The following is a 13,823-nucleotide window of genomic DNA, read 5'->3' on the forward strand; positions in this document are numbered from 1 at the left end:
CGGGCAGGTGCCGCCCTCGTGCCTCGGGCGACCCCTACCCTCCGCGGCCGCTCAGCTCAGCCGCGCTGTGTTGCTGGTCGCGTTTCGTTTCGCGTTCGCTGCGGGCAGGTGCCGCCCTCGTGCCTCGGGCGACCCCTACCCTCCGCTGCCGCTCAGCTCAGCCGCGCTGTGTTGCTGGTCGCGTTTCGTTTCGCGTTCGCTGCGGGCAGGTGCCGCCCTCGTGCCTCGGGCGACCCCTACCCTCCGCTGCCGCTCAGCTCAGCCGCGCTGTGTTGCTGGTCGCGCTTTGTTTCGCGTTCGCTGCGGGCAGGTGCCGCCCTCGTGCCTCGGGCGACCCCTACCCTCCGCTGCCGCTCAGCTCAGCCGCTCGATGACCATCGCCATGCCCTGGCCGCCGCCCACGCACATGGTCTCAAGACCGAACTGCTTGTCGTGGAACTGGAGGCTGTTGATCAGCGTGCCGGTGATCCGGGCGCCGGTCATGCCGAAGGGGTGGCCGACGGCGATGGCGCCACCGTTGACGTTGACCTTCTCCAGGTCCAGGCCGAGGTCCCGGTAGGAGGGGATCACCTGGGCGGCGAAGGCCTCGTTGATCTCGGCGAGGTCGATGTCGCCCGCGGTCAGCCCCGCGCGCTTCAGCGCCTGCTTGGAGGCCTCGACAGGGCCGTATCCCATGATCTCGGGGGAGAGGCCGGAGACGCCGGTGGAGACGATCCGGGCCAGCGGGGTCAGGCCGAGATCGCGCGCCTTCGTGTCGGACATGATCACCAGGGCGGCGGCGCCGTCGTTGAGCGGGCAGCAGTTGCCGGCGTTGACGAAGCCGTCGGGCCGGAAGACGGGCTTGAGGCCCTGCACGGCCTCCAGGGTGACGCCCGCGCGGGGGCCGTCGTCCTTGGAGACGACGGTGCCGTCCGGGGTCGTCACAGGGGTGATCTCGCGCGCCCAGAAGCCGTTCTTCAGTGCTTCCTCGGCGAGGTTCTGCGAGCGGACGCCGAACTCGTCCATGTCCCTACGGGTCACGCCCTTCAGGCGCGCCAGGTTCTCGGCGGTCTGGCCCATCGCGATGTACGCGTCGGGGACGAGGCCGTCCTCACGCGGGTCGTGCCACTCGTCGGCGCCGTGCTCGGCGACGGAGGCGGTACGGGCCTCGGCCTCGGCGAAGAGGGGGTTGTGCGTGTCCGGAAGGCTGTCGGAGTTGCCCTTCACGAAGCGGGACACCATCTCGACGCCGGCGGAGATGAAGACGTCGCCCTCACCGGCCTTGATGGCGTGCAGCGCCATGCGGCTGGTCTGGAGGGAGGACGAGCAGTAGCGCGTGACCGTACAGCCCGGGAGGTGGTCCATCCCCATCTGTACGGCGACGATACGGCCGAGGTTGTACCCCTGCTCACCGCCTGGCAGACCGCAGCCGAGCATCAGGTCGTCGATGTCCTTGGGGTCGAGCTCGGGGACCTTGGCGAGGGCGGTCTGAATGATCGTGGCGGTCAGGTCGTCGGCACGGAGGTCCTTCAGGGAGCCCTTGAAGGCCCGGCCGATGGGGGAGCGGGCGGCAGAAACGATCACGGCTTCGGGCATCACGGCTCCATGAGGGCGAGGCGGGTCGGGGGAACTGTCTGGGAAGTTACCCGTACGTACGGCTTGGGTCACGGGGAGGGGCGTGTGATGAGGGCCTCTTTTCTAAGCGAGCGCTCAGTCGAGGGTGCGGGTGGGTGTCCCCACACCTCCCAAGGGTCCCTCGGCGTCGAGAGCCCCCGAAGCAGCTGCTTCGCACCGAGAGCGAGGGACCGGCCGTCCGACCGGCCGCGCCCGCACACGGAGCCGTCACGCCGGGGAGGGGCCGTGCCGTTTGCCGCCGACGCCGAGGAGTCGACCCGACGGGGTTGGTACCGGGATCGTGGTGTCCCTGGGCAGGGGCGTTGGTGGTCGCTGCCCGGTGGGTGGTCCCTGGGCGAACCCGTAGGGCCGGGCCTGCGCCGCTTCCGCCGGGGAGGGTCCGTGCAGGGTCGTCCCCGCAGGCGATCGGCGGCGGACGCCGGGTGATCAATGCGGACGGCCCGTTGGCCGCCGACGCCGAGGAGTCGACCCGGAGGGGACCCGGAACCCGCACCCCACGGCATCGGGCACGCCCGAACCCGCACCCCACGGCACCGGGCACGCCGACCCCGAACCTGGGCAGCCCGCACCCCCCAGACCCGCCCGCTACGCCCGCCTCGCCTCCGTCGTCGGCTCCGGCTCCGGCCTCGGCGGTTGCGGGGACGGTTCCGGGAGGCGGCGGCGTCTGCGGTACTTCAGCAGCGCCCAGGGGGCCCTCGCGGCCGTGACCTCCGTGCCCGCCTGCTTCGCCGCCGTCGCCGCCGCCTTCGCCACCGGCAGCATGTCCTCGTGGCGGTCCGCCTCCAGGCGGTCCGACTCCGGCCAGACCCCCAGCACCGCGCACACCGTCGGCAGCATCGCCATCGCCGCCGTCGCGTAGCCCTCCGCCGACGGGTGGTAGTTGTCGGCCCCGAACATCTCCCGCGGGTTCGCCGCGAACTCCGGCCCCAGCATGTCCCCCAGCGACACCGTCCGGCCGCCCTGCTCCACCACCACGATCGTCTGCGCCGCCGCCAGTTGCCGTGACACCCGGCGCGCCAGGAAGCGCAGCGGCTGGTACACCGGCTCGATGGTGCCCAGATCCGGGCACGTCCCCACCACCACCTCCGCCCCCGCCGTCCGCAGCCTGCGCACCGCGGACGACAGATAGCGCACGGACCGCGTCGGCGGCATCCGGTGGGTGACGTCGTTCGCGCCAATCATGATCATGCAGATGTCCGGCGTCCGTGCCCGGTCCGCGAGCAGCAGCGTCACCTGCCGTTCCAGGTCGTCGGACTGGGCCCCCGGCAGGGCCACGTTGCGGACCTCCACCGCCCGCTCCGCGACCGCCGCCAGACCGGACGCCAGCAGCGCCCCAGGCGTCTGCCCCGCCCGCCGTACGCCCTGCCCCGCCGCCGTCGAGTCCCCCAGCACGCCGAGGACCAGCGGATTGCTGCGCCCGAAGGTCAGCCCGTACAGGCCGTCCCCGCGCGGCGGCAGCGGCGCCGTGCCCCCGCCCACCGAGCGCTTCGCCAGTTGGACCTCCGCGAGCACGAGCCCCACCGCCGCCGCTCCGAGCAGGCCGATACTGCCCCCGCCGTACGCCGCGCCTGCCGCGATGCGCCGAGCCACCCTCGCCCTCGACACAGTCCCAGCCACCTCCTCGTAGCTCTGCTTCGGTCATCAGCTACCTGCCCCGTGGCGACCGTCGCCCAATCACCCGCCGCTCCGCATACGCTGGCCGCATACCTACGGAGATCCCGGAGAACATTGTGCGCATCCACCACTCGATGATCAGTCTCGTCGGCAATACCCCGCTGCTGAAGCTGAACAGCGTGACCGCAGGCATTCAGGCGACCGTCCTCGCCAAGGTCGAGTACTTCAACCCCGGCGGGTCGGTGAAGGACCGTATCGCCCTGCGCATGATCGAAGCGGCCGAGGAGAGCGGGGCCCTCCAGCCCGGCGGCACGATCGTGGAACCGACCTCGGGCAACACCGGTGTCGGACTCGCGATCGTGGCCCAGCAGAAGGGCTACAAGTGCATCTTCGTCTGCCCGGACAAGGTGTCCACGGACAAGATCAATGTGCTGCGTGCCTACGGCGCCGAGGTCGTGGTCTGCCCCACGGCCGTCGACCCCGAGCACCCCGACTCGTACTACAACGTCTCCGACCGCCTGGTCCGTGAGACCCCCGGAGCCTGGAAGCCCGACCAGTACTCCAACCCGAACAACCCGCGCTCGCACTACGAGACCACCGGTCCCGAGCTGTGGGACCAGACGGACGGGAAGATCACCCACTTCGTCGCGGGCGTCGGCACCGGCGGCACGATCTCCGGGACGGGCAACTACCTCAAGGAGATCAGCGGCGGCAAGGTAAAGATCATCGGCGCTGACCCGGAGGGTTCCGTCTACTCCGGAGGCTCCGGCCGCCCCTACCTCGTTGAGGGCGTCGGCGAAGATTTCTGGCCGACCGCGTACGACCCGACCGTGACCGACGAGATCGTCGCCGTGTCCGACAAGGACTCCTTCCAGATGACCCGCCGCCTCGCCAAGGAGGAGGGCCTGCTCGTGGGCGGCTCCTGTGGCATGGCCGTCGTCGCCGCGCTGCGTGTGGCGGAGGGCCTCGGCCCGGACGATGTCGTGGTCGTCCTGCTGCCCGACAGCGGCCGCGGCTACCTCTCCAAGATCTTCAACGACGAGTGGATGGCGGACTACGGCTTCCTGGAGGGCTCCGGCCCGTCCGCGAGCGTTGCCGACGTCCTGCGCGACAAGGAGGGCGGCAAGATCCCCAGCCTGGTCCACATGCACCCGGAGGAGACCGTCGGCGAGGCGATCGAGGTCCTGCGCGAGTACGGCGTCTCCCAGATGCCGATCGTGAAGCCCGGCGCCGGCCACCCGGACGTGATGGCCGCGGAGGTCATCGGCTCCGTCGTCGAACGCGAACTGCTCGACGCGCTCTTCACCCAGCGCGCCTCCCTCGGCGACCCGCTGGAGAAGCACATGAGCGCGCCGCTCCCGCAGGTCGGCTCGGGCGAGCCGGTCGGCGACCTGATGCAGGTACTGGGCGCGGCGGACGCGGCGATCGTGCTGATCGAGGGCAAGCCGACGGGTGTGGTGAGCCGTCAGGACCTGCTGTCGTTCCTCGCCAAGGGCGGCAAGTAGCCGGGTACGCACACGGTTTCGCACAATCGGTACGTGCGCGTCACGTTCGCGCAGCACCCGCTTAACACGCGTCCTGCACAGTGGTTGATGTCGGCAGGGGGACCGGGCAGGGAACCCGGCCGGCACTCACAGCGGCGTCTAGGACCTCCGGAGCGGCTCCCGGGCCTCCCAAGACGCCTTGGACGCGCGACCGGCCCTGACCCGGGACCGTGTCCCACGCGGGGACCGCCGTCGTCCCGCCCCCCGGGGCAACCCGGGGGTGCGGCGGTTCCCGCTTTTTCCTTTGTGTGGCTCGGACTTCGTCCGAAAGACCCTAGTCCTCCCAGTCGGACTTCTCGCGGCCCTTCCGCATCCACGGCCACCCCCGCGCCGCATGCACCGCGTTCACCCCCACGATGCCGAGCCAGGCCACGATCAGGCCTTCCAGATTCGCCTGCACCACGGCGATCGCCGACAGCGGGATCGCCAGGATCAGCGAGATGATCGCGAAGCCGAAGCGCTCTCCGAAGTTCGCCTCCGCGGACTGCGGCGGGCGGGCGCCGCGGGCGACCACCATCTGCTGTTCTGCCATCTGGCGGCGCACACGGCGGTCCACTGTGCCGTCGAGCCGCTGCTCGACCTTGTCCAGAAACGATTCGACGAGCGCGGACTCGTACTCTTCCCCCAGTTCACGACGGGCGTGAAGGGTGGCATCGAGCTCCTTCTTGAGCTCAGGGTCGCGGGCTTCCATGCCGTTTACGCTACGGGTGGCGGGCCGTCCAGTCAGTGGGGGTAGCCCCCCTGTCCATCCGTAGGGGTAGCCGCAGGAGCGCCGCCGGGATGCCGGCTCCGCGAGAGGCCGCGTGCTGCCTCGCTCCGTCGTTAGCCACGTCCTGCGGGTCCTTCCTGTCCCGTTCACCGCCGTGGAGGAGCCGTTGAGGAGGCGCTTGCTCATCGCTTCGAATTTGATCACCCTTCGCCCCTTGCCCGTCCTGCATATAGTCATGCAGAGTTCTTGGTAGCTGAATAAGTTGTCACTGTTCCGGGGTAGGTCACTGGTACGGATGCCCGGAAGGCAAGACGAACCGTCCGAAAGGAGGGGTTTGCGCGTGATGTCGTCCCGCATGGTGGACTCGTCCACCGCCATCGTCGTCCTCGACGGGCAGAGCCTCCCGGTCGCGGACATCGTCCGGCTGGCCGACGGCACGGCACGGCCCGTTCCCGGATCCGAGGCGATGAAGCGCGTCGGGGCCGCCTGGGAGGCCGCGCGCGAGCTCGCCGCCTCCGGCCGCGTCTACGGCCGCTCCACCGGCGTCGGCGCCAACCGGAACGAGAACGTGCCCACCGAGGCCGCCGCCGGCCACGGACTGCGGCTGCTGCGCTCGCACGCCGGGGCGATCGGTGAGCCGGTGCCCGCCCGCGAGGTCCGCGCCATGCTCGCCGTCCGCGCCAACCAGCTCCTCGCCGGAGGCGCCGGACTGCGCCCCGGCGTCGTCACCGCCCTGTGTGAGGCGCTGGAGAGCGGGGCGCACCCCCTCGTCAACGAATTCGGCTCGGTCGGTACCGGAGACATCGCCGCCCTCGCCCAGGTGGGCCTCGCACTCGCCGGCGAACACCCCTGGCAGGACGGTCCGCCCCCCGAGGCGCAGGCCCTCGACAACAACGACGCCCTCGCCCTGATCAGCTCCAACGCACTCACCCTCGGCCAGGCCGCCCTCGCCCTCGACGGGCTGCGCGCGCTCGTCTCGGCCACCGAACTGGTCGGCGCCCTCTCGCTGCTCGCCGTCGACGGCTCCTACGAGGCGTTCGCCGAACCGGTGCACGCGGCCCGCCCGCACCCCGGCACCTACGCCGTCGCCGCCCGCATGCGGCAGCTGCTCGGTGCCCCCGAGCGGCCCACCCCGCCGCTCGGCCGCATCCAGGACCCCTACGGCTTCCGCTGTCTGCCGCAGATCCACGGACCCGCGCAGGACGCGGCGGACGCCCTGGAGCGCACCCTCGCCGTCGAGATCAACGCAGCCGCCGAAAACCCGCTGATACGGCCATCCGACATGGCCGCCTACCACCACGGCGGCTTCTACATGGCCCAACTCGCCCTGGACCTGGACCACTTCCGGCTCGCCATCACCCAGACCGCCCGGCTCTCCACCTCACGGCTCTCCGCCCTGAACGAACCCGCCTACACCCGGCTGCGGCCCTTCCTCGCCGACAGTGAGGCCGCCAGCTCCGGCGTGATGATCCTGGAGTACGCCGCGGGCGCGGCCCTCGGCGATCTGCGTGCGTTCTCCGCGCCCGCCTCCCTCGGCCACGCGGTACTGTCCCGGGGCGTCGAGGAACAGGCCAGCTTCGCCTCGCTGGCCGCGCGCCAGACGCTGCGTGCTCAGGGCGCGTACCGGCTCGTCGTCGGCTGCGAACTCGTCGCCGCCGTACGGGCGTTGCGCCAGCGCGGACTGCGGCCCGAGCCCGCCCTCCCGGTGGGCAGGGCCTTCGAACTGGCCGAGACCGTGCTCGACGAGGAGTTCGCCGACCGGCCGCTGACCGAAGATGTCACGGCCGCGGCGGCGCTGCTCGACCGGTTCACGGACCTGATGACCGATCTGACGAGGGGGACGGTATGAACGACAGCCCTGCCGCACGACTGCAGCAGCTTTTCGAGGGGCACCGGCTCACCCCGACCCAGCGGCGGATCGCCCACAGCATGGTGCGCCGGGCCGCCGACGTCCCGTTCCTGTCCAGCGTCGAGCTGGCCGAGGTCGCCGGGGTCAGTCAGCCCTCGGTGACCCGCTTCGCCGTCGCGCTCGGCTTCGACGGCTACCCGGCGCTGCGCAGGCATCTGCGGGAGGTCGCGCCCGCCGAGGCCGAGTCGGGCCAGGAGACGTACAACGAGTACCAGCAGGCCGTGCAGGCCGAGATCGAGAATCTGCGCCATCTCTCGGAGCTGCTCACCGACCCGGAGCCGGTCGAGCGCGCGGGCCGGCTGCTCGCCGCGTCCCGTCCGCTCCCCGTGCTCGGTCTGCGGGCAGCCTCGTCGCAGGCCCGCGGCTTCGCGTACTTCGCGGCCAAGGTCCACCCGGATGTGCGGCTGCTCGACGAGGGCGGCACGATGCTCGCCGACCGCATCGACGCGGCCCGCCGCGCCGGGGCGAGCGCCCTGCTGTGCTTCGCGCTGCCGCGGCACCCCAAGGAGGTCGTGGAGACGCTGGCGCACGCGCGCTCGGTGGGGCTGAGGGTGGTGACGGTCGCGGATTCGGCCTTCGCGCCGGTGGCCGCCCACAGCGACCTGCTGATCCCGGCCGCGGTCGGGACGGGCCTGGTCTTCGACACGGCATGCGCGCCGATGCTGCTCGGCCGGGTGCTCCTGGAGGCGATGTGCGACGACCTGCCCGATGCGCAGGCGCGGCTGGAGGAGTTCGACGCGAGGGCGGCGGCGCGGGGCCTCTTCGCGGAGTAGCCCGGCGCGGTGCGCTCCGGCGCTGGCCGGGTTCTGGCGGCGGGCCGGTTTCGCTGCCGGCGCTCCCGGACGTCGAGCCGGGGGACGCCGGGCTGACGGACGCCGGGTGCCGGGTCCGGGCGGTAGTGCCGTGAGCCGGGCACGCGGCGTACCGGGGAGACGTGGCGCCGGGCACGTGCTCCCCGGACGCCGAGCGCCGGGCGCGCTCCATCGGGAGCCCGCCCGGCGCTCGCGCGGGTCTTCAGACCTCCAGCTCGAGTTCGATCGCCTTCAACTGGTGCCGGGCCATCGCCAGGTTCGCGCGGTCCTTGTCGAGTGCCAGGTACAGGAACAGGCCATTGGTGCCCCGGCCCTTCATCAGACGGATCAGGTGGTACTGCGAGCCGAGGGTGATCAGGATGTCCTCGATGCTGTCCTTGAGCCCGAGCTGCTCCATGGTCCGCACCTTGGCGCGCACCACATCGGTGTTGCCCGCCGCCGCGACGGACAGGTCGAGTTCCTTGCCGCCGCCGACCGTGCCCAGCGCCATCCCGCTGGTGTAGTCGACGAGCGCGGCGCCGAGGGCACCTTCGATGACTGTGGTGGCTTCCTTGAGAGCGCGTTCGGTGTTCGCCATGAGATGCGCACTTCCTTTCCGTCTGGTGGTTGTTCGCGGTGGTGTGTCGGTCATGGGTCAGGTGTTCTCCGGTCGTTCGAGGGCGCCGTCCACCAGCTCGCCGATGCGGGCGGAGGAGCGGCGGGCCTCGAGATGGAGCCGCCCCACGTTGATGCGTGGCTCGGCCAGGAGGGTGAGGACGGCCGAGGAACCCGCCGCGTAGGTCGCGACATGTCCCCGCTCGCCCCGGACCAGTAGCTCGCGGAAGCCCCCCTGCCCCGTGGCCTCGGTCAGCCGCACTGCGACACCGAGGGCGGCGGCGGTCAGCGCCGCGACGCCCTCCGCCTCCGCGGTGTCGGCCGCCAGCACGAGACCGTCCGTGCTGGCGGCCAGTGCGCCGGTGAGCTGCGGCACTCGCATCCGCAGCCGTTTCAGTTCCCTCAGCACATCGGCCTCGGCCGTCATGAGCTGTCTCCTCTCGGCGCGCAGTCGCAGCGCGCGCCTCATGACGGTGCGCAAAGGACCTGGTGGACGTAGCGGCGCGTCACAGGGTTGCCTCCAGTGCGTCACGGAGTCGGCGGAGCAGGGCGGAGTCGAGGACGGACGGGGGCTCGAAGGCCTCGGGAGGCGGTCCGGGGTCGTCGGGTGCCCTGTTCTCGCCGGGCGTCTCGATGAGCCCGTCGGCGGCCAGCCTGCGCACCTCGATCAGGGTGTTGAAGGCAGGGCGCCCCAGTTCGCGGGCTATGGCGGCCGGGGTGCGCACGCCGTCGGCGAGGTCGAGCAGCGCCTGCCTGCGGGGGCTCAGCGCCCGCCCCGCGCAGCGCGGGTGGGGCACGACCGGGGCCGTGTCGACCGCGGGATGGGGCCACACGGCGTCCAGCAGCCGACTGCGCCGCCGGGCCTCGCGTTCGACGACCTGGGTGGGCACCGGCCGCACTCTGCCGATCCAGTGGGCGACCCCGTAGCGGAACCGGGTCGGGCCGCTGCCGGGCGCCAGCGCGAAGTAGGCGGCGTCGAAGAGTGCGCCGAGGTGGCAGATCTCCAGCTCCCCGCCGGCCACTTGGCCGCTGTCGACGAGGAAGCGGGCGACCTGGCGGCGCGATCCCGCCTGTGCGACCGCGTCCGCCCAGCTGTCCGGCCGCAGCCGGCCGCCGGCGGTGAGCAGGACATCGAGTCCGGGGGCGTCGGGAGCCTCGGCGTGCACGACCTGGCCGTCGGCGAGGTACAGCGCGCCGTGGTCGCGTACCAGCACTCCGGTGGCCCGCTCGTCCGCGAGTCTGACGAGCATCGGGGACACGGCGGCTCTCATCCGAGCACCAGCCCTTCGGCGAGCTTCTGGAGGCGCAGCCTGGCCAGGGCGAGATTGCCGAGGTCCCGGTCGAGCCACAGATGGAGGAACACGCTGCTGTCGAAGGTCGTGGCGACGAAACGCACCACGTGGTAGCCGGTGCGGGTGGTGACGATCAGGTCCTCGACGGGCGGGCCGTCCTTGCCCTCGCCGGTATCGCCGCCCGCGGCCGGCTGTTCGGGCGCGAAGGCGGCGTACTCGGTGGCCATCCTGGCCAGTTCGGCCGTCTCCGCCGCGGTGGCCTCGTGGTCGTTGCCCGGCGACTCGCCGACTGTGCCGAGTGCGAGCCCGCTGATCCAGTCCACGATGGATGCCCCGCGCGCGCCCGGCACCAGCATGGCTTCCAGCAGACACTCGTCGATTCCGGGCACGCGGCTTCCCCTCTCCGCCCACTTGAGCGCCGCGCACCGATGTGCGGCAGTGACGGGGAAGTTACGCAACGTTGCGACCTGAAGGGGGAGTTGGGGCATTTTCCATCGGAACATGCCCTCGGCCCGCTAGGGTCCGCCCATCGCCGCCTGCTCCTGAAGACTCATGACCGGGCCGTTCGGCATGCCCGCACGCATCAGCAGCCAGGAGGGGTTCAGGGAGCGGTCAGGGCGTTGGCCTGTGCGCCGCCGGACTCGGCGACGATTTCCGCGAGGCTCTGCGGGGCCCGTACGGTCGCGAACCGGGTCGCACCGCTCCGGCCGGCGATGAATCCGTGGATCCCGGGCCGGGGAAGGCTGTTGTAGCCGTAGTGGTTGGAGAAGTAGTACGCGCCGGTGTCCAGTGCCGCGATCACGTCGCCCGGCTCCAGCAGGGGCAGCGGGCGCGCCGTGGCGAGCAGATCGCCCGCGAAGCACGCGGGCCCCGCGATGTCCTGCACGACCTCGGGGCCGCTCTTGGGCCGCCCCTCGGAGTCGTAGGCGGCGATACGCAGCGGCCAGGAGGCCGGGTCGTACACGGTGCGGGTGGCCACCTGGACGCCCGCGTGTGTGACGGCGATGGGCCGGCCACCGGCGGTCTTGGTGTACTCGACCCGGGCGAGGACGAAGCCGTGCTTGGCGAGCAGGGAGCGGCCGAATTCGGTGACCAGGCCGTAGCGCCCGTCCAGCAGCCCGGGGGCCTGCTCCTTCAGGCGGTGTGCGTACTCGGCGAAGGTCGGGGTCTGCTCGTCGGAGGTGAAGTTGACGGGCAGGCCGCCGCCGATGTCGACGGTGTCGATCTGCTGCCGTCCGGCCGCCGCGTTGATCTCCTCGGCGAGCTCGTACACCGTGCGGATGCCCTCGGCGATGAGGCCGAGGGGCATGCCCTGCGAGCCGGAGTGGGCGTGCAGCCGGGTCAGCCAGGGGTGGTCGAGGAAGGCGCGGACGACCCGCTCACGGGCACCGGCGTCGCGCAGCGCCACTCCGAACTTCGATGTCGGGCTCGCCGTGGACAGTGCCTCGATGGCGCCGACGCCGACCTGCGGGTTCACTCGCAGGCCGAGCGGGGACGAGGTGGCCGTGGACGACATGAGGGCGTCGATCCTCGCCAGCTCCTGCGGATTGTCGGCGTTGACCGCGATGCCGAGCCTCAGGGCCTCGCGCAGCTCGGCGGGGGTCTTGGCGGGGGAGTCGAGGACCGTGCGGCCGGGGTGTACGCCGGCGGCGCGGGCCAGCGCGAGCTCGCCGGCGCTCGCGACCTCGGCTCCGAGACCCTCCTCGCGCAGCAGCGCCACGACGGGGACCAGGGGCGCGGCCTTCACGGCGAAGGCGTGCAGCACCGGTGCGTCGGTGACGGCGGCGAAGGCGTTCCGCAGCCCGGCGGCGCAGGCGCGGATGCCGGCGACGTCGAGGAGGGCCGCGACCGGCTGCCCCTCGGTGAGGAGACCCTGCTCCACTGCCGCGCGTACGGCCCGATCACGACGGTCGGAAGGCATGTGTGCCAGCCAATCATCCGGGAGGCGGCGCCGCAGCTGTTGACTAAGACTATTCAGACCATCAGGATGTGAATAGAACAACCAACATCGACGGTCGCAGTCGCGAGGAGGCATCGCCATGTCAGGACCCCGCCCCGTACGGGCATCGCGCGGTACGGAACTGAGCGCCCTGGGATGGCAGCAGGAGGCCGCCCTGCGCATGCTCCAGAACAATCTCGACCCCGAGGTCGCCGAGCACCCCGACAAGCTCGTCGTCTACGGCGGCACCGGCAAGGCGGCGCGTGACTGGCGCTCCTTCGACGCGATGGTCCGCACCCTGCAGACGCTGAAGCAGGACGAGACGATGCTCGTCCAGTCGGGCCGTCCGGTCGGCGTGATGCAGACGCACGAGTGGGCGCCGCGTGTGCTCATCGCCAACTCCAACCTCGTCGGCGACTGGGCGAACTGGGAGGAGTTCCGGCGGCTGGAGGCCCTGGGTCTGACCATGTACGGCCAGATGACCGCGGGCTCCTGGATCTACATCGGCACGCAGGGCATCCTCCAGGGCACGTACGAGACCTTCGCCGCCGTCGCCGCGAAGAAGTTCGGCGGCACGCTCGCGGGGACGATCACGCTGACCGCCGGCCTCGGCGGCATGGGCGGCGCCCAGCCGCTCGCCGTGACCATGAACGACGGCGTCGCGATCTGTATCGACGTCGACCCCCGGGCCATCGAGCGCCGGATCGAGCACCGCTACCTGGACGTGCGCGCGAACTCCCTGGAGCACGCGCTCCAGCTCGCCGTCGAGGCCCGCGACGCTCGCAAGCCGCTCTCCATCGGCCTCCTCGGGAACGCCGCCGAGCTGCTGCCGCGGATGCTCGCCGAGGGCGCGCCGATCGACATCGTGACCGACCAGACCTCGGCCCACGACCCGCTCTCCTACCTGCCCCTCGGCGTCGACTTCGACGACATGGCCTCCTACGCGGCGGAGAAGCCCGCCGACTTCACACAGCGCGCGCGGGAGTCCATGGCCAGGCACGTCGAGGCCATGGTCGGCTTCATGGACGCGGGCGCCGAGGTCTTCGACTACGGCAACTCCATCCGCGGCGAGGCCCAGCTGGCCGGATACGACCGGGCGTTCGCCTTCCCCGGCTTCGTCCCCGCCTACATCAGGCCGCTGTTCTGCGAGGGCAAGGGCCCCTTCCGCTGGGCGGCGCTGTCCGGCGAGGCGTCCGACATCCACAAGACCGACAAAGCGATGCTCGAACTCTTCCCGGAGAACGAGTCGCTGCACCGCTGGATCAAGATGGCCGGCGAGCGCGTCCACTTCCAGGGCCTGCCCGCCCGTATCTGCTGGCTCGGCTACGGCGAGCGCGACCGCGCGGGCGAGCGCTTCAACGACATGGTGGCCTCCGGCGAGCTGGCTGCCCCGCTCGTGATCGGCCGCGACCACCTGGACTGCGGCTCGGTGGCCTCCCCGTACCGCGAGACCGAGGCCATGCTCGACGGCTCGGACGCGATCGCCGACTGGCCGCTGCTCAACGCCATGGTCAATGTCGCCTCCGGCGCCTCCTGGGTCTCGATCCACCACGGCGGCGGCGTCGGCATGGGCCGCTCCATCCACGCGGGCCAGGTCTCGGTGGCGGACGGCACGAAGCTGGCGGGCGAGAAGATCCGCCGCGTGCTGACGAACGACCCGGGCATGGGCGTCATCCGGCACGTCGACGCGGGCTACGACATCGCCGAGTCGGTCGCGGACGAGCAGGGCGTCCGCGTCCCGATGCGGGAGGGCGACGCGTGACCTCGTCGCACGATGGGAGTTCCCCCGCCCCGAG

General features: G+C 71.6%; 12 protein-coding genes. 4 read left to right on the top strand and 8 right to left on the bottom strand.

Annotation, left to right across the window (positions count from 1 at the left end):
• Window positions 1–354 precede the first annotated feature (354 nt).
• The gene (locus tag OG293_RS21515; RefSeq protein ID WP_406000412.1) at window positions 355–1,575 is read right to left on the bottom strand and encodes an acetyl-CoA C-acetyltransferase; all 1,221 of its coding nucleotides are present in this window, start codon (window positions 1,573–1,575) and stop codon (window positions 355–357) included.
• Between the two features lie 624 nt (window positions 1,576–2,199).
• Window positions 2,200–3,204, bottom strand: a complete 1,005-nt coding sequence (locus OG293_RS21520; RefSeq protein WP_406003667.1) for an SGNH/GDSL hydrolase family protein — start codon at window positions 3,202–3,204, stop codon at window positions 2,200–2,202.
• A gap of 140 nt (window positions 3,205–3,344) precedes the next feature.
• Between OG293_RS21520 and OG293_RS21525 the strand changes: the two genes are divergently transcribed.
• Window positions 3,345–4,733, top strand: coding sequence for a cystathionine beta-synthase (locus tag OG293_RS21525; protein ID WP_406000413.1), 1,389 nt, complete (start codon window positions 3,345–3,347; stop codon window positions 4,731–4,733).
• A gap of 313 nt (window positions 4,734–5,046) precedes the next feature.
• Here the strand turns inward: OG293_RS21525 and OG293_RS21530 are convergent, their stop codons facing one another.
• Window positions 5,047–5,463, bottom strand: a complete 417-nt coding sequence (locus OG293_RS21530) for a hypothetical protein (protein WP_406000414.1) — start codon at window positions 5,461–5,463, stop codon at window positions 5,047–5,049.
• A 361-nt stretch (window positions 5,464–5,824) separates the two neighbouring features.
• Here OG293_RS21530 and OG293_RS21535 point away from each other — a divergent pair, with 361 nt between their 5' ends.
• Together OG293_RS21535 and OG293_RS21540 are read left to right on the top strand one after the other, a co-directional pair.
• Window positions 5,825–7,330, top strand: coding sequence for an aromatic amino acid ammonia-lyase (locus OG293_RS21535; RefSeq protein ID WP_406003668.1), 1,506 nt, complete (start codon window positions 5,825–5,827; stop codon window positions 7,328–7,330).
• The gene (locus OG293_RS21540; RefSeq protein WP_406000415.1) at window positions 7,327–8,163 is read left to right on the top strand and encodes a MurR/RpiR family transcriptional regulator; all 837 of its coding nucleotides are present in this window, start codon (window positions 7,327–7,329) and stop codon (window positions 8,161–8,163) included. Before OG293_RS21535 ends, OG293_RS21540 begins: the two co-directional genes overlap by 4 nt.
• A 241-nt stretch (window positions 8,164–8,404) precedes the next feature.
• On the opposite strand, the gene OG293_RS21545 is transcribed toward OG293_RS21540, so the two are convergent.
• The 5 genes from OG293_RS21545 to OG293_RS21565 all read right to left on the bottom strand — a co-directional run bounded on the left by OG293_RS21545 (window position 8,405) and on the right by OG293_RS21565 (window position 12,009).
• Window positions 8,405–8,779 (bottom strand): hypothetical protein, encoded by a 375-nt coding sequence (locus OG293_RS21545; protein ID WP_406000416.1) that lies wholly within the window; start codon window positions 8,777–8,779, stop codon window positions 8,405–8,407.
• 57 nt (window positions 8,780–8,836) lie between these two features.
• Window positions 8,837–9,265, bottom strand: coding sequence for a roadblock/LC7 domain-containing protein (locus OG293_RS21550; RefSeq protein WP_406000417.1), 429 nt, complete (start codon window positions 9,263–9,265; stop codon window positions 8,837–8,839).
• Window positions 9,266–9,302: 37 nt separating this feature from the next.
• Window positions 9,303–10,046, bottom strand: a complete 744-nt coding sequence (locus OG293_RS21555; protein WP_406000418.1) for a transcriptional regulator — start codon at window positions 10,044–10,046, stop codon at window positions 9,303–9,305.
• A 17-nt stretch (window positions 10,047–10,063) separates the two neighbouring features.
• Window positions 10,064–10,477, bottom strand: coding sequence for a hypothetical protein (locus tag OG293_RS21560; RefSeq protein WP_406000419.1), 414 nt, complete (start codon window positions 10,475–10,477; stop codon window positions 10,064–10,066).
• Between the two features lie 212 nt (window positions 10,478–10,689).
• Window positions 10,690–12,009, bottom strand: a complete 1,320-nt coding sequence (locus OG293_RS21565; protein WP_406000420.1) for a diaminopimelate decarboxylase — start codon at window positions 12,007–12,009, stop codon at window positions 10,690–10,692.
• 118 nt (window positions 12,010–12,127) lie between these two features.
• Between OG293_RS21565 and hutU the strand changes: the two genes are divergently transcribed.
• Complete coding sequence (gene hutU, locus OG293_RS21570; protein ID WP_406000421.1) at window positions 12,128–13,789, top strand: urocanate hydratase; 1,662 nt, start codon at window positions 12,128–12,130, stop codon at window positions 13,787–13,789.
• Window positions 13,790–13,823: the final 34 nt, after the last annotated feature.

Origin of the sequence: Streptomyces sp. NBC_00829, from assembly GCF_045161795.1 — a bacterium.
Lineage (GTDB): Bacteria > Actinomycetota > Actinomycetes > Streptomycetales > Streptomycetaceae > Streptomyces.

Bases quoted from the DNA above. Each gene is read 5' to 3' on its own strand.
- OG293_RS21555 (WP_406000418.1), bottom strand. From the start codon at position 10,046: ATGCTCGTCAGACTCGCGGACGAGCGGGCCACCGGAGTGCTGGTACGC.
- OG293_RS21535 (WP_406003668.1), top strand. From the start codon at position 5,825: ATGTCGTCCCGCATGGTGGACTCGTCCACCGCCATCGTCGTCCTCGAC.
- hutU (WP_406000421.1), top strand. From the start codon at position 12,128: ATGTCAGGACCCCGCCCCGTACGGGCATCGCGCGGTACGGAACTGAGC.
- OG293_RS21515 (WP_406000412.1), bottom strand. From the start codon at position 1,575: ATGCCCGAAGCCGTGATCGTTTCTGCCGCCCGCTCCCCCATCGGCCGG.
- OG293_RS21550 (WP_406000417.1), bottom strand. From the start codon at position 9,265: ATGAGGCGCGCGCTGCGACTGCGCGCCGAGAGGAGACAGCTCATGACG.
- OG293_RS21565 (WP_406000420.1), bottom strand. From the start codon at position 12,009: ATGCCTTCCGACCGTCGTGATCGGGCCGTACGCGCGGCAGTGGAGCAG.
- OG293_RS21530 (WP_406000414.1), bottom strand. From the start codon at position 5,463: ATGGAAGCCCGCGACCCTGAGCTCAAGAAGGAGCTCGATGCCACCCTT.
- OG293_RS21540 (WP_406000415.1), top strand. From the start codon at position 7,327: ATGAACGACAGCCCTGCCGCACGACTGCAGCAGCTTTTCGAGGGGCAC.
- OG293_RS21545 (WP_406000416.1), bottom strand. From the start codon at position 8,779: ATGGCGAACACCGAACGCGCTCTCAAGGAAGCCACCACAGTCATCGAA.